This is a genomic window from Myxococcus sp. XM-1-1-1, assembly GCF_020037095.1.
Classification (GTDB): Bacteria; Myxococcota; Myxococcia; order Myxococcales; family Myxococcaceae; genus Myxococcus; species Myxococcus fulvus.
On the sequence record NZ_JAIQDH010000004.1, the window covers coordinates 1 to 24,635 of the forward strand.

18 protein-coding genes are annotated in these 24,635 nt (G+C 70.3%); 8 read left to right on the forward strand and 10 right to left on the reverse strand.

Annotated features, from left to right (window positions below; genetic code table 11):
* From K8640_RS10510 to fliB, 3 genes are all read left to right on the forward strand, one after another.
* On the forward strand, nt 1-2,604 hold a 2,604-nt coding region (locus tag K8640_RS10510; RefSeq protein WP_223746925.1), incomplete at its 5' end, for an Hsp70 family protein.
* Between the two features lie 18 nt (nt 2,605-2,622).
* Nucleotides 2,623-2,862 (forward strand): ClpX C4-type zinc finger protein, encoded by a 240-nt coding sequence (locus K8640_RS10515; protein WP_223746926.1) that lies wholly within the window; start codon nt 2,623-2,625, stop codon nt 2,860-2,862.
* Between the two features lie 13 nt (nt 2,863-2,875).
* Nucleotides 2,876-4,138 (forward strand): flagellin lysine-N-methylase, encoded by a 1,263-nt coding sequence (gene fliB / locus K8640_RS10520; RefSeq protein WP_223746927.1) that lies wholly within the window; start codon nt 2,876-2,878, stop codon nt 4,136-4,138.
* Between the two features lie 26 nt (nt 4,139-4,164).
* On the opposite strand, the gene K8640_RS10525 is transcribed toward fliB, so the two are convergent.
* Nucleotides 4,165-4,785, reverse strand: a complete 621-nt coding sequence (locus K8640_RS10525) for a DsbA family protein (RefSeq protein ID WP_223746928.1) — start codon at nt 4,783-4,785, stop codon at nt 4,165-4,167.
* A 220-nt stretch (nt 4,786-5,005) separates the two neighbouring features.
* Here K8640_RS10525 and K8640_RS10530 point away from each other — a divergent pair, with 220 nt between their 5' ends.
* The gene (locus K8640_RS10530) at nt 5,006-7,039 is read left to right on the forward strand and encodes a S9 family peptidase (protein WP_223746929.1); all 2,034 of its coding nucleotides are present in this window, start codon (nt 5,006-5,008) and stop codon (nt 7,037-7,039) included.
* A 74-nt stretch (nt 7,040-7,113) separates the two neighbouring features.
* Here the strand turns inward: K8640_RS10530 and K8640_RS10535 are convergent, their stop codons facing one another.
* From K8640_RS10535 to K8640_RS10570, 8 genes are all read right to left on the reverse strand, one after another.
* Nucleotides 7,114-7,392, reverse strand: coding sequence for a hypothetical protein (locus K8640_RS10535; protein WP_141332695.1), 279 nt, complete (start codon nt 7,390-7,392; stop codon nt 7,114-7,116).
* 61 nt (nt 7,393-7,453) lie between these two features.
* Nucleotides 7,454-8,161, reverse strand: a complete 708-nt coding sequence (locus K8640_RS10540; protein ID WP_223746930.1) for a DUF4142 domain-containing protein — start codon at nt 8,159-8,161, stop codon at nt 7,454-7,456.
* A gap of 429 nt (nt 8,162-8,590) precedes the next feature.
* Nucleotides 8,591-10,345, reverse strand: coding sequence for a peptidase MA family metallohydrolase (locus K8640_RS10545; protein ID WP_223746931.1), 1,755 nt, complete (start codon nt 10,343-10,345; stop codon nt 8,591-8,593).
* Nucleotides 10,346-10,356: 11 nt separating this feature from the next.
* Complete coding sequence (locus K8640_RS10550; protein ID WP_223746932.1) at nt 10,357-13,500, reverse strand: DUF4175 family protein; 3,144 nt, start codon at nt 13,498-13,500, stop codon at nt 10,357-10,359.
* Nucleotides 13,501-13,946: 446 nt separating this feature from the next.
* The gene (locus K8640_RS10555) at nt 13,947-14,492 is read right to left on the reverse strand and encodes a MarR family winged helix-turn-helix transcriptional regulator (RefSeq protein ID WP_223747243.1); all 546 of its coding nucleotides are present in this window, start codon (nt 14,490-14,492) and stop codon (nt 13,947-13,949) included.
* Between the two features lie 278 nt (nt 14,493-14,770).
* Nucleotides 14,771-16,483 carry a dipeptidase gene (locus K8640_RS10560; protein WP_223746933.1) on the reverse strand — a complete coding sequence of 571 codons (1,713 nt, stop codon included), beginning with the start codon at nt 16,481-16,483 and terminating at the stop codon, nt 14,771-14,773.
* 158 nt (nt 16,484-16,641) lie between these two features.
* Nucleotides 16,642-16,995: a helix-hairpin-helix domain-containing protein gene (locus tag K8640_RS10565; RefSeq protein WP_141330867.1), complete on the reverse strand. Its 354-nt coding sequence runs from the start codon at nt 16,993-16,995 to the stop codon at nt 16,642-16,644.
* Entirely contained in the window at nt 16,992-17,240 is a 249-nt protein-coding gene (locus K8640_RS10570; RefSeq protein ID WP_194869429.1) for a hypothetical protein, read from the reverse strand. The genes K8640_RS10565 and K8640_RS10570 overlap by 4 nt, the downstream gene beginning before the upstream one ends.
* Nucleotides 17,241-17,550: 310 nt before the next feature.
* Here K8640_RS10570 and K8640_RS10575 point away from each other — a divergent pair, with 310 nt between their 5' ends.
* The 3 genes from K8640_RS10575 (at nt 17,551) to K8640_RS10585 (ending at nt 19,967) form a co-directional block, all read left to right on the forward strand.
* A complete protein-coding gene (locus K8640_RS10575) occupies nt 17,551-18,447 on the forward strand; it encodes an MBL fold metallo-hydrolase (RefSeq protein WP_223746935.1) in 897 nt (298 codons plus the stop codon).
* A 193-nt stretch (nt 18,448-18,640) separates the two neighbouring features.
* Complete coding sequence (locus K8640_RS10580; RefSeq protein ID WP_223746936.1) at nt 18,641-19,102, forward strand: carboxymuconolactone decarboxylase family protein; 462 nt, start codon at nt 18,641-18,643, stop codon at nt 19,100-19,102.
* A gap of 1 nt (nt 19,103) precedes the next feature.
* On the forward strand, nt 19,104-19,967 hold the full coding sequence (locus tag K8640_RS10585) for a sigma-70 family RNA polymerase sigma factor (protein WP_223747244.1): 864 nt from the start codon (nt 19,104-19,106) through the stop codon (nt 19,965-19,967).
* 136 nt (nt 19,968-20,103) lie between these two features.
* On the opposite strand, the gene K8640_RS10590 is transcribed toward K8640_RS10585, so the two are convergent.
* Complete coding sequence (locus tag K8640_RS10590) at nt 20,104-22,965, reverse strand: hypothetical protein (protein ID WP_223746937.1); 2,862 nt, start codon at nt 22,963-22,965, stop codon at nt 20,104-20,106.
* A 268-nt stretch (nt 22,966-23,233) separates the two neighbouring features.
* On the opposite strand from K8640_RS10590, the gene K8640_RS10595 reads away from it, so the two are divergent.
* Nucleotides 23,234-24,487, forward strand: coding sequence for a dipeptidase (locus K8640_RS10595; protein WP_223746938.1), 1,254 nt, complete (start codon nt 23,234-23,236; stop codon nt 24,485-24,487).
* Nucleotides 24,488-24,635 lie beyond the last annotated feature (148 nt).

Genomic DNA, 24,635 nt, shown 5'->3' on the forward strand with positions numbered 1-24,635 from the left:
GTGGTGGAGGAGACGCCCGCGCCGCCGCCTCCGCGCCCCAGTGCGCCGCCTCCGCCCTCCGCCGCGAAGCCCGCGGGTGGCGCGTTCGAGTTCGACTTCAGTGACGTGGTGGAGGAGACGCCCGCGCCGCCGCCTCCGCGCCCCAGTGCGCCGCCTCCGCCCTCCGCCGCGAAGCCCGCGGGAGGTGCGTTCGAGTTCGACCTGGACCTGAGCGACGCGATGGAGGAGGCCCCCGTCGCGCCGCCTCCTCCTCGTCCCAGCGCGCCGCCTCCGCCTCCGCCCGCCGCCGCGAAGCCCGCGGGTGGCGCGTTCGACTTCGACCTGGACCTGAGCGATGCGGTGGAAGAGGCCCCGGTCTCTTCGCCTCCGCCTCCTCGTCCCAGCGCTCCGCCTCCCGCCGCCGCGAAGCCCGCCGGAGGTGCGCTCGAGTTCGACATGGACCTGAGCGACGCGATGGAGGAGGCCCCGGCCGCGCCGCCCCCGCGCCCCGTCGCGCCGCCGCCTCCTCCCGCCGCCGCCGCGAAGCCTCGCAGTGGTGGCAGCCTGGAGTTCGACCTGGACTTCAGTGACGCGGTGGAGGAGCTGCCTCCCGCCGCGCCGCCTCCGACGCGCACCTCACCGCCGCCGCCTCCCTCCTCGGCTCGCCCGGCGGGCGGCGTCGAGTTCGACCTGGACCTGTCGGGCATGGGCGGCAGCGCGCCTCCGGGCGTGGCTGCTCCCCGCGCGCCCGTGGCCCAGGCCCGGCCTCCGCCGCCCCCGCCTCCGGCCGCGTTCCAGCCGCCTCCCGCGCCCGCGGCTCCGTCACTGCCCAACGTGCGCCGCGAGGCCCCCAGGGCTCCCGAGCCGGTGGGGACTCCCACGGTGCTGACGCCGGCCGCCCCCAAGGCCGCGCCCGTCGCGCCCGCGCTCGACGAGCGGGGTCTGCCCAGGACGGTCTTCCTCCCGCCGCCTCCGCAGATCGCCGGCACGGGCCCCGTCATCGGCATCGACCTGGGCACCACCAACTCGTGCGTGGCGCTCCTGTCCAACGGCCGCCCGGTCGTGCTGCGCTCGCGCGAGGGCTACAACACGATTCCGTCGGTCATCTCGCTCAACGCGCAGAACAAGCTGCTCGTCAGCCACCGCGCGAAGAACCAGTTGGTGCTGCGCCCCCAGCACACCATCTACGGCGCGAAGCGACTGGTGGGCCGGCCCTACGACAGCGCCGTGGTGAACCAGGTCCGCGAGCGCTTCCACTACGACATCGTCCCGGACGCGGCGGGCCGCGCCGCCGTGCGGCTGATGGACAGCGTGCTCTCGCTTGAGGAGGTGCAGGCCATCATCCTCCGCGAGTGCAAGGAGATGGCGGAGGCCCACCTCAACCAGAAGGTGGAGCGCGCGGTGGTGACGGTGCCCGCGTACTACTCCGAGCCGCAGCGTGAGGCCGTGCGCAAGTCCGGCATCCTCGCGGGCCTCAAGGTGGAGCGCATCCTCAACGAGCCCACCTCCGCGGCGCTCGCCTACGGCCTCAACCGCGAGCTCAACAAGCGCGTCCTCGTCTACGACCTGGGCGGCGGTACCTTCGACGCCACCATCCTCAAGATTGAGAAGAACGTCTTCGAGGTGCTCGGCACCGGCGGCGACATCTTCCTGGGCGGTATCGACTTCGACAACCTCATCGTCGACTTCCTGCTCAAGCGCTTCCAGGAGAAGGAGAGCCTGGCGTTCAACGGCGACGGCATCGCGCTGTCCCGCGTGAGCGACGCCGCCGAGCGCGCGAAGATGGCCCTCTCCGAGCGCGCCAGCTTCGAGGTCCACATCCCGATGTTGATGATGGACGACTCGGGGCGGCCTCGGGATTTGCGCGTGGTGATGACGCGGCAGGAGCTGGAGAAGATCTGCGACCCGCTGCTCAGCCGCACCGTGGACGTGGTGCGCGACGTGCTCCTGGACGCGAAGCTGAAGGCGGCCGAGGTGGACGACATCATCCTCGTGGGCGGCATGAGCCGCATGCCGCTGGTGCGCGACAAGCTCAAGGGCCTGTTCGGCAAGGGGCCCCAGGCGAGCGTCAACGCGGACGAGGCCGTGGCGCTGGGCGCGGCGCTGTACTCGGGCTCGGTGGACAAGGTGAGCAGCGTGGTGCTCATCGACGTGCTGCCCATGACGGTGGGCATCGCGATGCCCGGTGGCGCCTTCAAGCGCGTCATCGAGCGCAACAGCCCGCTGCCCGCGCAGCGCTCGTTCGCGCTGAGCACGTCGAAGGACAACGAGGAGGTCCTCGAGCTGTCCATCTTCCAGGGCGAGGACAATCACATCTCCGCCAACGAGTACCTGGGCACCGTGCGCATCGAGGGCCTGCCTCGGGGGCCGAAGGGCTCGGTGCGCGTGGCCGTCACCATCAAGCTCGATTCGGAGTGCGTGCTGCACGTCGAGGCGCGCGAGTACTCCACGCGCAAGGAAGTGAAGGCCACGCTGGCCACGCGCTACTCGCCGGAGGAGCTGCAGAAGCAGCTGCAGGTGAGCAAGGAGTCGGTGAAGGCCGCCGAGGAGCGTCGTGGCGCGGACCTGAAGGAGCGCGCTGGCGGATTCTGGGGCTTCGTGAAGAAGGCGCTGGGCCGGAAGTAGCCTGTGAGGAATGGGGAGATGAAAGGACCGTACGTCTCGAATCAGCCCACGCCGGCCCGGCGGCGCTGCTCGTTCTGCGGCGCCCTGGCGCATCAGGTGGGGCGGCTGCAGGCGGGCATGGGGAGCGCCGCCATCTGTGATGCGTGTGTGGTGCGGCTGTTCGCGACGCTGGACCGCGAGGCCTTCTCCGTGACCGTGCCGCCCGTGTCGGGTGACGCGGCGGTGGTGGGGCTGCGGGGCGGCTCGGACGACGCCTGAGCTCGAAAGGTCCATGTCCGCCACGGCTCCCCGGTATCTGACGCGCTTCCAGTGTCTGGCGGACACGTGTGAGGACACGTGCTGCGCGGGGCTCGTGGTGCCGGTGAGCGACGCGCGGTGGAAGGTGCTGCGCGACGCGGTGGCGGGAGGACCGGACGCGGCGCGGGTCGCGGCGCTCGTGCTGCCCGACCCGGGCAGTGGCGTGGGCGCGGAGGCCGCGTACATCGCGAAGCGCGAGGACGGGCTGTGCTCGTTCCTCGATGCCCGGAAGCTGTGCTCGTTGCATCGCGCGTACGGCGAGGCGGTGTTGCCGGATGCGTGCGCGGTGTTCCCGCGTGTGGCCACGCGCAGGGCAGGGCGGCTGGAGGTGACGGGCTCGTTCGGTTGTCCGGAGGTGGTGCGGCTGTGCCTGCTCGCGGAGGATGCGCTGGAGCCGGTGCCGGTGGACGCGTCGCTCGCGGCGCGGCCCGAGCTGGCGCGAGCGCTGGGCGGAGAGGACGCGGGCGACGCGTGGACGTGGCATGCGGCGCGGGTGCGCGAGGTGGCGCTGCGCATCCTGGAGCGACGCGAGTACCCGTATGCCTCGCGGCTGTTCATGCTGGGGGAGCTGGCCCGGCGGCTCGGGGCCTTCTACTTCCGGGGGACGGAGGCGTTTCGAGACGAAGCACTGCTCCTCTCGACGCTCTCTGACTTCGAGGCACCGTCGACGCTGGACGCGCTGCACGCGATGGTGTCCTCGGTGCGACTGCCCGGCGGCCCGTGGGCCGGCATCTGCGGCGCGGTGCTGCGCGCGCGCATCGACGGCGTCCGGGGCGCGCGGTTCCAGGCGTGGGCCCGCGCCATCCAGGCGTCCTACGGTGGTCCGAGCGCCGCGCCGGACGACGTCTGGGCCCAGTACTCCGAGCGACGCGCCCGACTGGAGCCCGTGCTCGGCGAGCGCATCGAGCAGTACTTCCGTCACCACGCGGTGAACCACTGGCTGCGCAACCCATTCACCGACAGCCCCTCGGTGATGGACTCCGTCTTCAAGCTGACCCTGCGCGCCGCGATGCTGCGCTGGGCGCTGTTCGGACATCCCGAGGTCGTGGCGCTGTGTGAAGACCCCACACCGAGCGATGCCCGTGCGCGCCTCGACGCCGCGGCCGTGGAGTGCTTCCAGCTCAGCGCGAAGCACCTGGAACAATCACCCGAGCTGCACGACCTCGCGCAGGGGCTCTCCGGTGGCGCGGGACCCGACTCGCTCCCGCGCATGCTCGTGCTGCTCCAGGGCATGTAGCGAGCGCGAGTCGCCCCGCGCCCACCTCACGTCGTCGCGCGAGGCTTCGCGCCCAGCCGCTCCATCGCCTGCTTGAACACGGCGTAGTCCTGCGCGCCCTGGATGCCGAAGCGCTCACCCAGCACGAACGTGGGCACCGCGCTGACGCCCATCTCCTGCGCCGCGCGCACCGCGTCCTCCACCACCTTCGCGAACTCGCCGCCCTCCACCGCGCGCTGGAGCGCGTCCGCGTCCAGCCCCACCTCCTCGGCCGCGCCCCGCAGCGTCTCCCACTGCCAGAGGTCCTGACCCTCGCTCCAGTACCGGCGCAGGATGGCCGCGTGGTACGGCTCCAGCTTGCCCTGCGTCCTCGCGTACTCCGTGGCCTGGTGCGCCCGCCGCGTGGACGGAATCACGTCCCGGTCCACCATCTTCAGCCCCGCCTGCGCCGCGCGGACCTTGAGGGGGTTGTTCGGGTCCTTCATCTTCTCGCGGATGTGCGCGGGCAGGGGCAGCCCCTCCGGCGGCGTCTCCGGGCGCAGGAAGAAGGGCTGCCAGTCCACCTGGATGTCGAACTCCTGCTGGAGCTTCTTGACCTCCTGGAGACCGACGTAGCACCAGGGACACACGAAGTCGGACCAGACACGCACGCTGACGGGTGGGCTCATGCCCCTCTCACTAACCGGACTGGCGCGTCACGTCATGGCTTCCGCTCCCGGGAAGTCCCGACCCCACTTTCCATGACGCGCCGGGCATACGGGCGCCCCTCGCATGTTCCGACGCCCCAAGGTGGACAGCGCCCGGAGGAGCGGGCACGGTCCACCCCCGAAAACCCCGCCCGAGCGCTCGCCTGGATGGACGCGCGCGGGCCCACCCCAGGAGGACACCTTGCCGCTGTCGCTTGTCGCGGCCCTGGCCCTCGCCGCCACCCCGGCGCCGGCCAAGACCCAGCCGTTCAACCACCACGACATGATTTCGATGCGCCGGCTGAGCAACCCGCGCGTCTCTCCCGACGGGACCCAGGTCGCCTACGTCCTGCGCTCCACGGATCTGGAGGCCAACCGCGGCCGCACGGACTTGTGGCTCGTCGGCGTCGACGGGAGCGCCCCGCGCCAGCTCACCTCGCACCCGGACGCGGACTCGGACCCCACCTGGGCCCCGGACGGCAAGAGCCTCTTCTTCCTGTCCTCGCGCGGCGGCTCCTCCCAGGTGTGGCGCCTGCCCATCGACGGCGGCGAGCCCACCCAGGTGACGAAGCTCCCCCTGGACGTCGGCACCTTCCGCCTGTCCCCGGACGGCGCGCGGCTGGCCGTGTCCATGGAGGTGTTCCCCGACTGCGCTGGTCTCGACTGCAACACCCAGCGCGAGGCGGAGCGCTCCAAGCGCAAGGCCACCGGCCGCACCTACGACAAGCTCTTCGCGCGTCACTGGGACACGTGGAAGGACGGCCGCCGCTCGCACATCTTCGTCGTCCCCGTGGCCGGCGGCACGCCCGTGGACCTGATGAAGGGCATGGACGCGGACGGCCCCACCAAGCCCTTCGGCGGACCGGAGGAGTACACCTTCACGCCCGACGGCAAGAGCGTCGTCTTCACCGCGCGCGACGTGGGCCGCACCGAGTCCTGGTCCACGGATTTGGACCTCTTCGTCTCCCCCATCGACGGGAAGGCCAGGCCCCGCAAGCTCACCGAGAAGAACCGCGCCACCGACACCAGCCCCGTCTTCAGCCCGGACGGCAAGTCGCTCGCGTACCTGGCCATGTCCCGCCCCGGCTACGAGGCGGACCGCTACCGCGTCATCGTGCGCGCGTGGCCCGGCGGCCAGGAGCGCGTGCTCGCCGAGGATTGGGACCGCTCCGCCGGCGGCCTCGCCTGGAGCCCCGACAGCAAGACGCTGTTCGCCACCGCGGGCCACATCGGCCAGCAGCCCCTGTTCGCGCTCGACGTGGCCTCGGGCAAGGTGCGGCAGATTACGAAGGACGGCACGGACGACTCGCCGCAGCCGGCCGCCGGCAACCGCCTGGTCTACGTGCACGATGACCTGGACTCGCCCGCGGACCTGTTCGTCATCAACCAGGACGGTACGGGTACCAAGCAGCTCACCCAGGTGAACCAGGACACGCTCGCGCGCGTGCGCTTCGGCGGCTTCGAGCAGTTCGAGTTCCCGGGCTGGAACAACGAGACGGTGCGCGCCTACGTGGTGAAGCCGGTCGACTTCGACCCGAAGCGCCAGTACCCGCTGGCCTTCCTCATCCACGGCGGACCGCAGGGCTCGTTCGGCAATCACTTCCACTACCGATGGAACCCGCAGGTGTACGCGGGCCGCGGCTACGTGGCCGTCATGGTCGACTTCCACGGCTCCACCGGCTACGGGCAGGCCTTCACCGACGCCATCCGCGACGACTGGGGTGGCAAGCCGCTCGAGGATTTGCAGAAGGGCCTGGCCGCCGCGCTGCAGCGCTACCCGTTCATCTCCAAGGAGAAGAAGTGCGCGCTGGGCGCCAGCTACGGCGGGTACATGATCAACTGGATTGCCGGCAACTGGGCGGACGGCTTCAAGTGCCTGGTCAACCACGACGGCATCCTGGATGAGCGCATGGGCTACTTCGACACCGAGGAGCTGTGGTTCCCGGAGTGGGAGCACAAGGGCACGCCCTGGGAGAACCCGGAGGGCTACCGCAAGCACAGCCCTATCGAGCACGTGGGCAAGTGGAAGACGCCGATGATGGTGATTCACGGCGGCCAGGACTTCCGCGTGGTGGAGACGCAGGGCCTGGGCACCTTCACCGCGCTCCAGCGCCGCGGCATCCCCTCCAAGCTGCTCTACTTCCCGGAGGAGAACCACTGGGTGCTGCGCCCCGCCAACAGCCTGCAGTGGCACGACGAGGTGCTCGGCTGGCTGGACCAGTGGACGCGCAACTAGCTCACGCCTGAAGCCGTCCCAGGGGCCCTTCGCGCGGAACATCGCGCGAGGGGCCCTTCCATGTCAGGGGTGCTTCAGGGGACGACGAAGCACTCGTCGATGCAGTGCTCCAGGTACTCCGAACAGCTCCGGTCCGAGATGCAGTCGGCACACTCGGCCACGCGCTCGCGCCGCTCGTCGGAGTCGCGGTCGTCGACCCAGTCGTTGATGCGGTCCGCGCACTTGCCCGTGTCGTCGCTGCCCGGGAAGCACTCCTTGCGGAGGTCACAGATGGTGTCGGCGTTGCTGGAGCAGCCGGTGAGCACCGCTCCGAGCGCCACCAGGGTCGTCACTGCGAGGGTTCGGATGGACATGACGTGGTGTCCTACCGCACCCAGTGACGTCCTGGAATAGCCCTCGGAGCGGCGTGCGGGACTAGTTCTTCTTCGTCCCCATGTCGCCGTGGCCCGCGTGGTCCTTGTTGCCAGCCGGAGCGGGCGAGGCGCCGGAGCCGCCCACGGCCATGCCGTCATCCAGCTTGCCCAGAATCTGCCAGGCCTGCTCGCGGTGGGCGGGGACCTTCTGGATGAGCTCGGTGAACATCGCCGTCAGCTCGGGGCTGGCCGAGGGCATGCCCTGCCGCGCGGCGAGCACCTTGCCGAGCACGGCGTCATGGTCGCCCACCTGGGCCGCCATGTAACACGAGTCGAAGGGCGCGCCCTGGAGCACGGTCAGCTCCTCCATCGTGGCCTTGTCCTGGGCCATCATCTTCTTCTCCACGTCGTTCATGGCCTTGGGCATGTCCGAGAGCTTCAGGCCCTTGCTCTTCGCATAGGCCATGAGCTTCTCGTCCATGGCGGTGTGGTCCTTGACCATCATCTCGCCAAAGGAGCGCACCTCGGCGTTCTGGGAGTTCTTCTGCGCGAGCTGGCCCGCCTGGATCTCCTGCTGGTTGGCGTAGTGCAGCCGCTCCAGCAGGGCCTTCTCATCGGTGGGGGCCATGAAGCCGCGGTACTCGGCCATGCCCTTCTGCGTCGTCGAGGGCTTCATGGCGGGCGTCGCCGACGCGCCGCTCTGCGCGAGCGCCGCGCCACCGGTGAACAGGGAGACCGCGAGGGCAAGGCCAGGAAGGGTGCGCTTCATGTGGACTGCTCCTTTCACGTCGGGAATCCAGCACTGTCGGGCCGCGGGCACGCACCTTGGGCCAACGCGTGGTCCGCGGTGCGCGGCGCGGCGCGGGTCCGTGCGACAGCGCACGAACGCCGATGAGGACGTGGGGCAGTCAACGCTGGGACTGTACGGGTGTCGGACCAGAGGTGTCGGGTGCCTCACTTCCCCGGCGTGAAGCTAGGCACCCCCTGACAGGTCGGCTGCGCGCGCACAGGCCCGCTCGCTCCCCGGCCCGACGGGCGCGAGGGGCGTGCGGGGTGGCCCGCGTTCGCGGGCGACAGGCTCCTTCGACAACGGCCTGCGTCGAGGGCGGGCCGCCTTCAGCGGTTGGCGTCGGAAACGCTTCGAGGGCAAGAGCACCTTCAGCAGCCGGCGTCGGGCGCGCTCGAACGCAGAGCGCCTTCAGCGGCCGGCGTCGGGTGTGCTCGCGGCGGGAGCGGCGGGCGCCTTGGGCTTGTCGCCGCCGGAGGCGGGCACGCTGGTGCCGGACAGCTCCGCCTCCTCCTGGAGGAACCTGCGCGCCAGCTCGTCCACCTCTTCGGGCTTCAATCCCGTGAGCACCGCCGTCGCCGTCTTCGCGCGGCCCGCCAGCTCCGCCTCGCCGAGCGCGCCGTGGATGCGCGTGAGCGCCACGTGGATCTCCGGGTCGAACGGGTCCGACGCGAGCGCCTCCAGGTACGCCGTCTTCGACTTCGGGTAGTCCTTGCGGTGCAGGAGGATGCGGCCCAGGTGCACGTTGGTGGCGGGCGCGCCGGGGTGCACGCGCAGGCTGCCGCGCAGCACGCTCTCCGCCTCGTCCAGGCGCTTGAGCTCCAGGAGCGTCAGCGCGTACTTGTTGGAGACGGACTCGTACTTGTCGCCCACCAGCTTGTGCGCCTTGGCGTACTCCTCGGCGGCGGCCTTCACCCGGTTGCGCTCGCGCAACAGCTCCCCCAGGTGCGCGAACTTGCGCGCGGGGACCTCCTGCACCTCGTTGAAGTCACCGAAGGAGATTTCACGGCCCTTCTTCTCGCCGTCCTCCTTCACCTTGCCCTTGGCGTCCTCCTTCAGCACCACGCGGTCGTCGCGCGGCACCAGCTCCATGGGGAAGGGCTGCTTCTTGATGTGGGAGAGCCAGGCCTTCTCGAACAGGCCGAACGGCATGCCCATGGCCGTCTCCACCGCCTTCTTGTCGGACTGGCCGGCCTTGAGCCCCTGCACCACGGCGCGCAGGCCCGCGGCGCCCTTGGACTGGTGCACGTAGTCGATGGCGTAGAACACCTCGGCGAACGCGGTGGCCGCGTCCTCCGCGGTGGGCAAGAGCGCGATGGACGGGTGCATCTTCTCGAACGGGATGAGCTTGTCCGCCTTCACGCGCTTGCCGAGCAGCGCCTGCGTGGAGGGCGTCATCGCCAGGCCCGCCTTGCCGCGCCAGCGCGACTCCAGGAACTTGGCCAGGCCCTCGTGCAACCAGATGGGCACCGTGTTGCGGCTCATCTGGCTGACGACGAGGTGGATGTACTCGTGCGCCAGCGTGTCCTGCCAGTCGTAGCCCTGCGCCACCGCCTTGGGGCTGGTCACCATCAGCTTGTTGAACTTGCAGATGGCGATGGTGCCCGTGGTGCGGATCTGCTTCTCGGTGAGCGTGCTGACCTTGGCCAGCTCGCGCGCGTTGTTCACCACCTCCACGCGAATCTTGCCGCCCGGAGGCGTCCAGCCCAGGTCCTCCGCCATGGCGCGGTGGATGGCCTCCAGCGTCTCCAGCGCGTACGGCACCAGCACCGCCTCCTTCCCCTTGGGGTAGAGGAAGATGAAGTGCTCGCTCTCCGCGCGCTGGTGGTTCTTGACGATGTCGCGCGTGTCCTTGGCCAGCCGCAGGTAGCTGCCCGGCTTGTCCTCGATGTTGGCGCCCTGCAGCAGGCCCACCGCGTCGTCGTAGCGGCCCTCCTCGAAGGCCACGCGGCCCTGGTAGTACTTCAGGGGCTCCACGTCGGCGGGAATCAGCGCCTCCACCTCGGACAGCTCGCGCCGGGCGCCCGGCACGTCCCAGTCATCCAGCGCCGACTCCACCTGGCCCAGGCGCGTCTTCACCTCGTCCTTGAGCGAGGACTCCTGCGCGAAGGCGGGCATGGCCGCGCACAGGCCCAGCGCCAGCACCAGCGCTCCCCAGTGATTCATCCGGGCGTCCCTCACTTCACCAGCTCCTCGTAGTAGCGCTTCACCTGCTCGCGGTACTTCTCCGGCGCGCCCTGCTTCATCGCGTCCAGCAGGTCCTTGCGGAACTCCTTGGGCGCCTGGAAGGCGTCCTCGTCGGGCAGCTCCACCTGGTCCTTGGGGTCTCGTCCGGACTGGCCCTGCTTGCGCCCGCTCATGCCGCCCGGCAGCGGCAGCCCGCCCTTCCTGCCCTTCTGGCCCTGCTGCATCTGCTGCTGGAACTGCTTCAGGCCCTCGAGCGCCGCCTGCTGCTCGCCGTAGCCCCGGCCCGGGTCCTTGCCCTGCATGCGCTGGGCGGCCTCACCCATGCGCTGGCCCACGCCCTCCATCTGCTGCGCGGCCTCCTCGCCGAACAGGGGCGCGGTCTGCTCCATCTCCTCCATCTGCTGGCGCAGCCCCTGCGCGCGCTGCTCCAACTGCTGCTGCTGCTGGGCGAGCTGCTGCAGCTGCTGCTTCTCCTGCTGGGACAGCTGCGAGCCGGGAGGAGGGAAGAGGTTCTGGAGCTGGCGGTTGACGTCCTGCACGTTGCGCGCGTCGCGGTCCAGCCGCTGCGCCAGCTCCGAGGACTGCTGGCGCACCTCGGGCGGGTTGCCGAACATCTCGTCGAGCTGCTTCTGCTGCTCGCCCATGCCGGCCAGCTGGCGGGCGGCGTCCTCGGCGCGGGCGGCGGCCTCGGCGGCCAGGTCGAAGTCGTTCACCTTCAGCGCGTTCTCCACGTTGGACAGCTCCGACTGGGCCTCCTCCAGCGGGCGCGCGGCGCGGCTGTTGAGGTGCTCCGGGTTGAGCTTGTCGTAGCTCTGCTGGGCCTGCTGCACCTTGCGCAAGAGCTCGTCCTTGATGGCCTCGCCGCGCTGGGAGAGCTTCTCCTTGTTCTGCGCCCGGGCCTGGTCGCGCAGCTGGCGCGTCTGCTCCGCCACGCGCTGCTGCTCGTCGACGGTGCCCTTGAGCTCCTCCATGAACTTGCCGAACTTCTCGGCCAGCTCCGGGTACTGCTCGCCGCCGAACTCCTCGTTGGCGTCGTCCAGGCCCTTGAGCATCTCGTCCATCTGCATGCCCAGCTCCTGCAGCTTCGCGAGCGCCTCGTCCGTCTTGCCCTCGCGCATCAGCTTCTCGACGTCGTCCAGGGCGGACTGCAGGTCCTGCTCCTTCATCATCTCCGACAGGGCCTCGGCGTTGAGGTGCTCGTCGCGGATGCCCTTGCGCATCTCCGCCATGCGCTGCATCAGCTCCTGGATGCGCGCCTTGAGCTGTTGAATCTGCTCCATCACCGCCTGGCGCGCGGCCTCGTCCGGGTTGGCCTTGAAGTCCTCGATGAGGCGCGACAGCTCGCGGCGCTCGCCGGCCAGCTGCCTGGCCATCTCCTGCAGCGCCTCCAGCTTCTGCCGGTCCAGCAGCGCCTCCAGGTAGAGGATGTCCTTCTCCAGCTCGGTAATCTCCTCCGTCACCACGGCGGTGAGGCGGTTGCCGGTGCCCCAGTCCTCGCCGCGCGAGCGCTGGGTGCGCAGGAACAGGCGGCGGAAGTCCGCGGTGCCGTTGATGTGGCTGCCCAGCGACTCGGAGATGTTGGCCAGCGCGGAGACCAGCTCGGTGGGGACATCGCGCTCGCGCGACAGCGTCTGCGCCAGGGTGCGCATGTCGGTGATGAGCTGCTGGCCGCTGGTGTCCACCGCGCCCGCGGCGGCGATGGCCTGCGCGTCCTTCTGCTTCGCGCGGTCAGGCCCCTCCAGGCGGTCCGCCAGGTGGTCCACCATGCGGCCCCAGAGCTGCTCGGCCTTCTCCAGCGCGGCGCGGTGGTGCTCGGCGGCGGAGTAGATGCGCAGCACGTGCGTGCGGCTCACGCCCTTCTTGGGGCCCTCCACCGCGTCGTTGTCCTGCGCCTCCACGAAGTACGTAATCCGGTCGCCCGCGTCGACCTTGAGCGAGCCCAGGTCCCAGGTGTACGTGTCGCGGCTTCGCCGGCCGTCCTCGCGCCGGAGCGGCACGCGCGTGTCCTGCTGCGCGCCGGGCGTGCGGAAGACGAGCGACAGGCCGGACAGGCCGTAGTCGTCGGTGGCCTCGTACTTGAGCGTCACCTTCTGGCCGGGGTCCACCTCCAGCTCCGCGGCGGGCGTCAGGAGCGACACCTGCGGCGCCTTGTCCGCCTCCACGGTGAGGGGGATGTCGGGGCCCACGGCGATGGGCTTCTCGCGCGTGCCGTAGAAGGCGAAGCGGTAGTGGCCGCCCTGCTTCGCGACGAAGGTGCCCGTCAAATCCCGGTTGCCCGTCACCTGGAGCGGCAGGGCCTCGCCGTTGATGACCAGCTCCGCGCGCTCCACGGGGCGGTCCGAGCGCGTCTTGATTTGAATCTCCGTGCCGGCCGGGGCGCTCACCGCGCCGTCGGTGCCGAGGACGGTGCGCTGGGACAGGCCGGTGTACGCGGGGTAGCGGTACGTCAGCTCGATGTCGCCGGTAATCGGCTCCACCTGGGCCTTGGCCTCGGGCGTCTTCGCCGTGTCGAGCACGCGCTTGACGCCCGCGGCCCACTTCTCGCCGAACAGGCCCATCACCAGCGCGAGCAGCAGCAGCACGCCGCAGGCGGCCAGGGCGGTGCGCTGCGCGGGGCGCGAGTCGACGACGGAGCGCGCGTCCACGGTGCGCACGCGCGTGTCCATCTGCTGGAGGAAGGCCTGGGCCAGCTCGGGCGAGCCGTTGGCGTGCGCGCCGTCCTCGCGCATCAGCTCCACGGCGGCGAGCACGTCCAGGGACAGCTCCGGGCGGCGCTCACCGACGAGCCGCGCGGTGAGCGTGTCATCCCCCACGCGGCGGCGCGCGAGCCACAGCCCGAAGACACACGCCAGCGCCACGCCCACCGGCAGCGCCAGGCCCAGCAGGCTGCCGCCCAGGCGCGGCGCCCACAGGCCCAGCAGGCCTCCGCCCACCCACAAGACGCACGCGGCCAGGAACCCCAGCGCGGTGCCCTGCAGCCACAGGTAGCGCCGCTGGCGCTGGCGCACGGAGGCCAGGAGCGCCCGGACCCCTTCGCCTCGCGAGCGCCGGCCCCTCGACGCGGGGGCGGACGGAGGGGGAGGTGGCGGGGGCGGCAGCTCGGGGCCTGGGCTCTGCGGGGTGTCGAGATTCACGCTGTCCTGTCCGCTCGTTCGCGAGGCAACCCCCGACAGGGGTGCCTATTTCCCGATTCTCTAGCAACGTCCGACGCGCCGCGAGGAGCTTGGACACGTCGATTTCGCTCGGGACGCGGCGAGGGTGTCCGACGCACGAAGGACGCGGCCGACGGAGGGTCCGGGAGGCAACGCGCGAGGGCCGTGCCCTTCGTCCCGACGGGGCGCGCCAAGTGCCCGTCATGACTCGGAAGCGGGCCAGGGCTCGGGACTCGGATGCGCCCTGGGGCACGGGATGGCGAGCACCTCGTCTGGCGGGCAGGCGGGGGAGCGGCCCACGCACGAACGGGAAGGGACGGAGGCGCCTCGCCGCGCTCGAGCCACGCGGGGGCCATTCACTCCGGAGGGGCGGCGCCGAGGGTCTCGGCCCGCGAGGGGGGCGGGCCGTGACGCTGCTCGGCGACGGACTACTTGCGGACCTCTTCCTTGCGCGCCTCGTCCGCGCCCATCTCCACCTCGGACGGCTGCAGCCCACCCAGCTCCTGCGCGAGCGCGGTGAGCACGTCCTGGGTGGCGAGGATGCGCGAGCGCGACAGCCGCCCGAGCACGCGCTGCACGGCGGACTCGACGGTGCCCTCGGAGGGGATGTCGAGCGAGCGCCCCGCCTCGGTCAGCGCGAACAGCGCCTTGCGCCCGTCGAGCGGATCCGACTTGCGCTCCAGCAGGGCGCGCTTCTCCAGCCGCTTGAGGACACCCGTCAGCGTGCTGGGGTGGACGTGGAGGATCTGCGCGAGCGTCCCCGCGGTGATGCCGGGGAAGCGGCCCACCAGCCGGATGACCAGCCGCTGCGGACCCGTCAGGCCCAGCGTCGACTCCATCCGCTTCGAGGTGGACTGGAGCCCGTGGTCCACGGCCCACAACAGCCGCATGAACTCGAGCACTTCGCCGAGGGGCGGCCCCTTGAGCCGCTCGCCTTCGTGAGGTTCCGGTTCCCCGGTGGCCGCGTCCTTCATGCCTTCATCTTCCTTCACCTGCCGTCTCCCTGTCTCTGCCATGTCCATGGAGCCGCGGGAGGTGTCCAATCCTCGGGGTCCCCCGCCGCCAGATGGCGTTGTCTATCAGTCACTGAGGACAGAAGGGTGGGGCTTTCGTGCCCCGGCCCCGCAGGACCCCTCAGGGGAGCGCCCGGCCGCCCACCCCGCCAGGTGGGGGCCGGAGCGCCGGATTCCTCGGCGGGCACTCCGGAACATGGAAGGCCCGAGGCCCTCCCCGGGAGGGGAGGGCGGGACGCTCAGGGCGCGGGCGCCACGGTGGGCTTGGGGGCGGCCGGGGCGGGGGGCGCCTTGTTGGCGGGCGCGGGGGGGGCGGCGGGCTTGGGCTCCTCGGGCTCGGGCGGCATCTGGATGCTCTTGCCGCGCTCCTGCGCGATGCGCCGGTACCAGCTGTCCGGGTACTTGGGGTGGTTCACCTTGCCCTGCTCGTCGCGGACGTTGCCGTCGATGTACTTCACGAGCAGCGTCTCGCCGAGCTTCCTCCAGCGCGTGTGGACCTTCTCGCCCTGGCTGAGCGAGTACTCGGTGAGGTAGCGCCGGGCCTCCTCGGGGCTGCGCTTGTAGTGCTCCAGCGCGGTGCGCTCGATGTCGGCCTGGTCCGCGAGGAACTGGCCCTCCAGCGCGCCCTGCTCCTTGTGCACGTCCACGGACATGTCGCTCCAGCGCGCGTAGGCCTGGTTGGACACCCAGTTGAACACCCAGAAGGACGAGTCCCAGGAGAAGCTGCCCCGGCTGGCCACGCCCTGGGCGAAGTTGCGCGGCACCTCGCGGATGCCCGCGTACATGGGCGTGTAGACCGTCATGGACGTGTCATCCACGCCGAACCACAGCACGCCGCCGATGGGGGCGGGCATGGAGGCGCGCATCTGGGCGACGAAGGAGAAGCCCGTCTGCTGCGTGGAGATGGCGCGCTCGTGCACGTACTTCTTGCCATCCACCTCCCACGTCATCGGCCGCCACCGGTACGGCAGGGCGTAGGGGCCCGCGCCCACGTCCTTCGTCATGTCGAGCGGCGTGCCGTCGAAGTGGTCGCGCATCAGCGACATCACGTCCTGCACGGACAACTTCTTGTCGGGCTTCACCCACAGGGGCAGCCGCTTGTTGGGGGCCGAGCCGTCCGCGTACTCCGGCCCGAAGTTCTTCGACGGGGCCGCGCGCCGGAAGATGCTCCACACGCGCGCCTCGGAGAAGCGCTGCCCGCCGAAGTCGAGCGGGTTGTACGTCTGGGCGAAGCTGAAGTCCTTGTCCGCGCCCTTGAACCAGCCCTTCTCGCGCGCGAAGGAGATGACGTCCTTGGAGAAGAGCACGTTCTCCGGGTCGTTCATCGGGAACTGCTCGATGCGCGCCTGGTTGGCGTGCGCGGTGATGTGGCCCTCGGGCAGCTTGCGCGCCACCCACACGGCGCCCTTCTGGCCCGCGCCCTTGCCAATCATCTCCAGCAGCCACGCCTCCTTGGGGTCGGCGATGGAGAAGGACTCGCCGCCGGACGCGTAGCCGTGCTCGGCCACCAGCGTGGTCATGACCTGGATGGCCTCGCGCGCCGTCTTCGCGCGCTCCAGCGCGATGTAGATGAGCGAGCCGTAGTCGACGATGCCGGCGGGGCCCTCCAGCTCCTTGCGGCCACCGAAGGTGGACTCGCCGATGGACAGCTGGTGCTCGTTCATGTTGCCCACGACGGAGTACGTCACCGGGGCCTCGGGGATGCGCCCCAGGTGCTTGCCGGTGTCCCACTCGATGATGTCGCGCTGGGCGCCCGCGGCGTGGCGGCGGGCGGGCGTGTAGTACAGCTCGCCGTAGAGCTCGTGGGCGTCCGCGGCGTACGTCATCAGGGTGGCGCCGTCCGCCGTGGCCCCCTTGTTGACCAGCATGCTGGTACACGCGAGCACGGGCGGAGCGACCAGCGCGGCCGACACGGGCAGCGCGGTGAGCAGTCGGGGCAGTCGTCGGTTCATGGCGGCGGATGCTCTACCAGCCAGGGCCCGGATACAAACGTCCGTTGCGATGCGCCGGGGTGTCCCCGGGCTTGCCCCCTCACCCAGCAGTCGCCGCCCGGGCCACGAAGGGAGAAAACCCGGGCGGCGACCTTTCCCGAAAGAATGGACTCGTTGCGTCAGTTGTTCGTGGCGACCACCTCCTTTCCGTCCGCCGGCATGAGGACCTGCTCCACCCGCAGGGTGGTGGGGCCGTCGAGCGCGAGGTGGGGCTTGAGCTTGAGGAACTTCTTCTTGCCGAAGCCCTTCACCCGCACGAGCTCCTCCACGCGCTGGAAGCGGCGCTTCTCCCGATGCTGGATGATGCGCTGCGCCGCCTTCTCACCGATGCCCGGGAGCAGGTCGAGCTGTGAGGCCGAGGCCTCGTTGAGGTTCACCACGCCCGTGAACTGGTGGCGTGGCCTGGCCGCCTCCGCTGCGTTGGGCCACCCCACCCAGAGGCCCACGAGCAGCGCCGCCCACACGGCCCTCACGAGTGGCCACCCACGGGCGCGGCGTCCAGGCCCACCTCGCCCGCGTAGCGCCCGCCCATGCCCGGGGTCTCGCGCTTCTCCGCCGCCTCCCGCACGTGCAGCTTGCCGTCCAGCGGCAGCACATCCAGCAGCACGTTGAGCGAGCCGTCCTTGTTCACGAACGCGCTGCCCGCCCTCACCCAGATGCTCCCGCCCTTGCCCTCACGAATGGAGAACACCGCCAGTCGCTTCCCCGCCATCAGCATCATCCACCTCCACACTCGACACCGCGCCACCACGGCGCGGACCGCCTCATTCGTTCGACCGCCTGAGGTCGACTCCGGCATGAGCAGCCGTCGTGCCAGCGCGTGCTCCCTCTGGAGAGGTGGTCGCGCCACCGTGCGTGTGCGCGCGAGCCGTCCCACCGCGAGGACGGGCGACGGGACTCCAGCGGCTTCTCGCGAGGCGAGAGCGCCACGGTGGACGTGGGGACGAACCGTGTCGGGGCTCGGGAATGAAATCGCGGGGCGTTTGCTAAGACGCGCCGTGCCGCGTCACCCGCCGTCTGGAGGTTCCATGAAGGCCGTCGCCGCCGTGCTCGTCCTGTTGCCGTGTCTCGCGCTCTCGCAGGAGCGCGACTTTTCCCAGGTGGAGGTGCGCGCGACGCCGGTGGCGGGCAACATCCACCTGCTCCAGGGCGCGGGTGGCAACATCGCCGTCTCCGTGGGGCCGGACGGCCAGCTCATGGTGGACACCGAGTTCGCGCCCCTCGCCGACAAGCTGCGCGCGGCCCTCAAGAAGCTCGGCAAGCAGCGGCTGGCCTATGTGGTCAACACGCACGTGCACAGCGACCACACCGGAGGCAACGCCGCCTTCGGACGCGAGGTGACGCTCATCGCCCACGCCGCCGTTCGCGAGCGCATGTCCAAACCGAGGACGCGCCGCGGGGAGACACTTCCTCCCGCGCCGGAGCACGCGCGCCCCGTCGTCACCTTTCAACAAGGCCTGAGCCTCTGGTTCAACGGCGAGGAGGTGCGCCTGACGCACCTGCCCGCGGGCCACACGGACGGCGACAGCGTGGTGCTCTTCGTCGGCAGCAACGTCCTGCACACCGGCGACCTCTTCTTCGCGGACCGCTTCCCCGTCATCGACCTGGAGGCGGGCGGCAACGTGGAGGGCTACGTGCGCAACGCGGAGGCGCTGCTCGCGGGCCTGCCTCCCGGCGTGCGCATCATCCCGGGCCACGGACCGCTCAGCGGCCGCGAGGCGCTGGAGCGCTTCGTCGCCATGTTGCGCGAGACGACGACGCTCGTGCGGCGCAAGAAGGTCGCGGGCAAGACGCTGGAGCAGGTGAAGGCCGAGGGCCTGCCGGAGAAGTTCAAGGGCTTCGGCGAGGGGCACGTCAAGACGGACCGCTGGCTGGAGACCGTCTACACGGGCCTGGGCGTGGCGGCGCCGGGCGCGCGTCCCTGAGGGGCCCTTCATCCCCCTCGCCGCTGCCTCGCGAGCAGCCCGGCCCGTCAGGCAGGCCCACGTGGCGCCGGCTGGGGGAGCCAGGCCCGCGCCAGGACTGCTTGGACATTCGAGAGGGCCATGTCACACGGGGCACCGGCTGCGTCGTCCTGGGGCTGGAAGGGCACTTCGCCCCCAGAACGAGGAGCCGCACATGAAGCCCAGGATGAATGCCTTCGCGGTCGCGCCCGACGCCCTCAACCTCATGGTGGATTTCAGCAAGAAGGTGGAGGCCCTGGGCCTGGAGCCGAGCCTCCGCGAGCTCGTGAAGATCCGCTCGTCCCAGATCAATGGCTGCGCCTTCTGCATCCACCTGCACACCCGCGCCGCCCGCGCCCAGGGGGAGACCGAGGAGCGCATCTTCCTGCTGAACGGCTGGCGCGAGTCGCCGCTGTACACCGAGCGTGAGCGCGCGGCCCTGGGCTGGACCGAGGCCCTGACGCTCCTGTCCACGACCCACGCTCCGGATGAGGACTACGCCGCGCTCGAACCCCACTTCACCCCGGAAGAAATCGTGAAGCTGACCCTCCTGATTGGCCTCATCAACACCGCGAACCGGCTCGTCCTCGGCTTCCGCATGGTCCACCCGGTGAGTCCGCGCAGTGAAGCCGCCTGACGTGACGCCCGCGGACGTCTTCGACCCGCTCCGCCCCCGGCTGCTCCGCATCGCCTACCGGATGCTGGGCATCGTCGCGGAGGCGGAGGACGTGGTGCAGGAGGCGTATCTGCGCTGGCATCAGACGGACCGCGAGGCCGTGCGGGACGCCGAGGCCGTGCTCGTCCGCACGGTGACGCGCCTGTGCCTGGATGTCCTGAAGTCCGCGCGCGTCCGGCGCGAGGAGTACGTGGGGACCTGGCTGCCGGAGCCCATCATCGAAACAGTGGAGGGCGACGATTTGACGCTGACCTTGATGATGGCCCTGGAGCGCCTGTCACCCCTGGAGCGCGCCGCGTTCCTGTTGCACGACGTGTTCGGCATGGACTTCGAGCAGGTGGCGAAGGCCCTCGACCGCGCTCCCGCGGCGTGCCGCCAGCTCGCCAGCCGGGCGCGAGCGCATGTGCGGGAGGCCCGGCCCCGCTTCCCCGTGACGGAGGCGAAGGGCCATGAGCTGGCACGGGCGTTCCATGCCGCGTCCCAGAGCGGTGACATGCAGGCGCTCCAGACCCTGCTGGCCCAGGACGCCGTCCTGTATGCCGACGGCGGTGGCAAGGCGAGGGCGATTCCCAATCCCGTCTACGGTCAGGAGAAGCTGCTGCGCTTCTTCCAGGGGGTGTGGCGCGCTCCCGCCGTGAGCTCGGCGCAGCTGGTTCACGAGGGCACCATCGACGGCCTGCCCGCGTACGTCACGGTGGATGCGGAGGGGGTGTTGCAGACCACGGCGTTCGGCATCGAGGACGGCCGCATCGTCGCCATCTATGTCATGCGCAATCCCGACAAGCTGAAGGGCATCCGGCACAGGGTGGTGGGCGAGTCGCCGTAGTGGGGCTCTGACGCGACGAAGGACGCTCCACCGCTCCGTCCTCGTCGTCCTGGGGAACCACCCCATCGCTCGCCGCCGAGCCCGCGCGCTCGGGGCCTTTCGCCCGTGGGGGCGCACGCAGGCGCCCCCGGCTCCATCACAGCTCGTGGTAGGGCTTCTTCGTGGACAGGCGGTTGGACCGGCTCACGCCCGACAGGTTCCCCACGCTGTTGCTCCGTCGCAGCATGGGGCTGGGCGCGCCCACGTGCTGCGAGAGGTCATCGGGCGCCTGGGGCAGGTCCATCGCCTTGGCCTCCGCAATCACGGTCATGTGGGCCACCCGCAGGTCCATCGCCGCGATCCGCGGGTTGTCGGGGGGCGCGGGCAGCGCGCCGTCATGCTCGACCAGGTACACCGCCAACTGGACGGCCCACGCGCCACAGCTGTCCTGGGCGAGCGCTTCGTTCCCGTCGCGGTCGTCCTGGTAGCGGACGGTGCAGCTCTCCGCCTCGATGCCAGGGAATGGCAGGTTGAGCAGCTGGAGGTCCTCCACCGGCACGTCGTCGGGGCTGAGCGGGTCGATGTAGAGCAGCTTCGCCTTGCGACGTCCCAGGAGGTTCGGCGCCCCGAGCGTGATGTAGAGCAGCGCCCAGTGGTTTCGGTGGCGGTGGAGCGGCTGGATGATGACGGTCGTCGCCGTGGTGATGGCCCCATGGACGGCGGTGCTGTACGCGGAGCGGTTCATCTCCCGCCACTGGACGCGGCTGATGCCGGGGAGGACCGCGACGTGCGGGTGGCCCTGGAGGTAGTAGCGCTGGAGGCAGTAGATGTCGTCCTCCTCGTAGTAGGTCCCCTCGTCGTCGAGCTTCGGGAGGGCGCTGGGGTCGCTGAAGTGTCCCAGGGCCTCGTACTCCTTGCGCTTCGACTCCAGGTCCTCGGCCTCCTTCTCCCCGTCCCGCGGCGAGCCCGACTCCTGGCTCCCGGAGACCTGGGACTTCTTCTTGCGAGGCAAGTCGATGACCCGAGGGGAGGGCTCCGCCAGCACCCGCCGCTTCACCTTGCCCAGGTTGTGAGGGCTCAGCAGGGGGAAGTCATGGACGCGGGGCCGGACGGGCACGACGACGTCCTGGCTCGGGGGTTGGATGACCACGAGGGGGCTCCCCAGCGACAGGCTCCCGGGGAGCTTGAGGTTCGGGCGGTCGAAGTCGATGCCCGTGTTGAAGAGGTCCAGGTTGCGCATCAGCAGGCGCTGCTCGAGCATCATCCTGCGGAAGTTCGTCTCCACGGAGGAGAGGACGTTCAGCTCCCGGGCCGTCTTCCCCTCCTTGGACTTGAGCTTGAGCTGGTGCTTGAGCAGCCCATCGAAGAAGGTCTGGACCGACAGGGGGGTGCCACAGACACGCATGATGCCGTGGACGAGGTCTCCTCCCGTCGGGTGCTTGCTCGCGCTCTCGACCAGGATCAGCAACCCGCCTGCTCGCGACGTCTTCGACGTGGCCAGGAAGCCCTGGAAGAAGGCCAGGTACTCGGCCCGCTCCAGGGTGGTGTTGTTGGTCGTGTCGATGATGATGGCCCCGAGCTCTCGCGCGGACACGAAGGGCTTGTTGTCGATGTTGATGGGATTGGGCGCGCCGTCGAAGACCAGGACGCGGGTGCCGACCTTGCTGTCCAGTGACGCGTAGAGCTCGTCATGGTCGAGCTCGAAGTAGGGCGCCCAGGACTGGATGGGCAGGGGCTCGCCCTGGGAGTCCAGCTTGGCGCCGCCCTTCGAGGAGAACAGCCAGTTCGAATACAGCATCCCGAACATCGTCGCCGACCGGAGCGCGGCCATGCCCGACACCAGCGAGGCCTTCTTGAGGACGAGCCTGTCGTTCACCTCGACCGGCGCGTCTCCGTCTCCCTTGGTGGGCTTCCTCGACGGCAGCAGGTCCGAGTCGTCATCCTCGTACTCGGACTCCGACCCGTAGCCTGAGTCATCGGGCTCGGGCTTGCGCTTCTTCTTGGGACCCTGGACGCGTGGGAGGACGCCCGCGAGGGTGTAGGAGACCTGGTTGTTCTCGAAGGCCCAGGAGCACGCCACCTCGCTGCCGTTGAAGTTGCCGATGAGCTCCGCGTAGTTCGCCGCCGTGGCCTTGGGGGAGTTGTTCGTCAGGGCGTGCAAGGCCGACATCAGGCGGTCGAGCGCGGCGAGCTGGTCATCCCCATAGCCCTCCAGGGACGTGATGAGCTTGATGACCGGCGGCACCTTCGAGGGCACCACCTTGGGCATCACCTTGAGCATCGCGGTGATGAACTCGCCGGTGAAGTCGAGCGCCTCGATGATGGCCTCGGCCCCGGCGGCAGGAGGCAAGAGCCCCGGGTCCAGCCGGATGCCGTTGGGGATGTCCGCGAGCGTGGGGAAGACCGAGCCGAAGCCCTCGCGTGAGACGACCTCGATGCCAATGCCGCGGGCGCGCAGCGCGCGCGTGAGCCTGGCCCCGAAGACGCACTGGATGATTCGCCACTGGCCCTGGTTGTTCAGCTTCGAGGGGAAGGCCTGCGCCTCGTTTCCGAGGATGCACAGCATCGGATAGCCGTGAATCTGCCAGCCCGGGCCTCGCTCCATCGCGAGCCGCGTGCCCCCCTCGACGTGGAAGCTCTTGCCCTTCTGCACGAAGCCGGCGAGCACCGCCTGGCACACCGCCCGCTTGGACAGGATGGCGATGTCGCTGAGCGGCACGGCCAGCCCAGCGCAACCCTCCTCGAACAGGGAGAGCAGCGAGTACATGCCGCCCCCGTTGCTGAGCGGCTGACGTCCGCCTCCCTTCGACGAGGTGTCGAGCGGCTTGCCCCGGCCCAGCACGAAGCCCGGGCTGTACGAGCGGGGATAGGACCGCGTCCCCAGGTTCGCGCCCGTCGAGAACCTCGTGAAGGGCACCATCGAGTTCGCGGACGCGAGCATGACCTGGTGCAGCCACTCGAGGTCGTAGGTGATGCGGATGCTGCCCGCTTCTTGAGCTGCCTCGACTTGCCACACCATCGACCGGCTCCTTGGTTCCCCATCGGACGAGCCCGGGTGCGCATCGGGGGACGCGCGGCGTCGGGAGGGACCTGGCCGGAGGTTTTGCATGCGTCGCGCCAGGGTGGACTTCACCCGGGAGCGCGCGGGATGGGGCCCCTGGCGCACCGTTCCCGGGGCGCTTGCGTCGTGCCTGGACGCACGTTCGTCCCGAGGGGACGCGGCTTCAACCCATCCCCTCTCCGTGAAAGAGTGCGCCCACCCGTCCCGCCGTCCCGAGGTGCCTTGCGTGAACCGCTCCGTCCTCGCCGCCCTGGTCGTCCTGGGAACCGCCCCGTCGCTCGCCGCGGAGCCCGCGCCCGTCTCCGCCAAGGCCCGCGCCATCCATGACTCGGCGCTCATCATCGACACCCACGTGGACACGCCCCTGCGCATGCTCAACGAGGGCTTCGACGTGGGCTCCAAGCCGCCCAATGGCCAGGGGCACCTGGACCTGACGCGCGCGCGGGAGGGCAACCTGGGCGCGGCCTTCTTCTCCATCTGGGTGGAGCCCAAGGAGTACGCCGGCCGCTACACGCACCAGGCGCTGCGCATCATCGACTCGGTGCACACCGCGGTGGAGCGGCACCCCGACCAGATGGTGCTCGCGCTGTCCTCGAAGGACATCGTCGCCGCGCGCTCCGGCAAGCAGAAGAGGCTGGCCACGCTGCTGGGCGTCGAGGGCGGCCACGCCATCCAGAACGATTTGGGCGTGCTGCGCGACTTCTACCGCCTGGGCGTGCGCTACATGACGCTCACCTGGTCCAACACGAACGAGTGGGCCGACTCGTCGGGCGACCTCACCGACACCACCGTGAAGCACCACGACGGCCTCACCGACTTCGGCCGCGACGTGGTGCGGGAGATGAACCGGCTGGGCATGCTCGTGGACGTCTCGCACGTGTCCGACAAGACCTTCTTCGACACGCTGAAGGTGACGCGCGCCCCGGTGATTGCCTCGCACTCGTCCGCTCGCGCGCTCACGGACCACCCGCGCAACATGACGGACGAGATGCTCAAGGCCGTGGCCGCCAACCGCGGCGTCGTCATGGTGAACTTCTTCTCCGCCTTCGTCGACGACGACTACCGCAAGGCCTACGCCGCCATGTCCCAGGAGCGCGCCGCCGCCCTGGCCGCGGTGGAGGCGAAGCACAAGGACTCCGACCCCGTCACGCGCTTCCGAGCCCAGTCCCAGGCCGGCTGGGAGTGGGCCGCCAAGGTGCCGCGTCCTCCGCTCAAGGCCGTCATCGACCACATCGACCACATCGCGAAGGTGGCCGGCGTGGACCACGTGGGCCTGGGCTCGGACTTCGACGGCATCAACTCCGCGCCACAGGGACTCGACTCGGTTGCGGACCTGCCGCGAATCACCGAGGCGCTGCTCGCCCGGGGCTACACGCGGGAGCAGCTGCACAAGATCCTGGGCGGCAATCTCCTACGGGTCTTCCGCGATGCGGAGGCCGTCAGCCGCGAGCTGCGCTCACCCCCCAGCGTCCGGCGCTGATTCCAGGCCCCGCGAGGGCAGGCGGCGGCACGAGGGAACGTGACGCCTGTCCGCCCGGGATTGCAGGCGCGGCGCGTCTTTTCCGATGCACCTGCTGTACAGCGGGTCCGGGGAACCCGGGGGCTTCCTTCGGCCACACGCGAAAGCT